Origin of the sequence: Arthrobacter sp. 260 (genome assembly GCF_013116745.1) — a bacterium.
Taxonomy (GTDB): domain Bacteria; phylum Actinomycetota; class Actinomycetes; order Actinomycetales; family Micrococcaceae; genus Arthrobacter_D.
This window is the reverse complement of the sequence record NZ_JABFOE010000112.1, coordinates 1-236: the sequence shown is the minus strand read 5'-3', so window position 1 is coordinate 236 and position 236 is coordinate 1. Positions and strand designations below refer to the sequence as shown.

Below are 236 nucleotides of genomic sequence, written 5' to 3'. Positions count from 1 at the left end.
ACATAATGATACCTGCCTGAGTAGCTGAGATAACGCGCCCAAACATATGTGCCACGGATATACACGTGATCATAAATCACACTTTCACCGGGTGCATAGCTACCAACGGATGCATAACCGGTGCCGGCACCAGTGCGGATGTTAACAGTCGTGGAAGGCTTGAAAACACCAGTTTGCGCATAGTCAGTATCACTGGCTGCATTTGATTTTGCTGGCTGGCTTGGTGCCGGTGTTAC

1 protein-coding gene is annotated in these 236 nt (G+C 49.6%); it reads right to left on the bottom strand.

All coding sequences use genetic code 11. From position 1 onward, the window contains the following. Positions 1-236, bottom strand: a 236-nt coding sequence (locus HMI57_RS18540; protein ID WP_171587448.1) for an SH3 domain-containing protein, incomplete at both ends; no start/stop codon positions are given.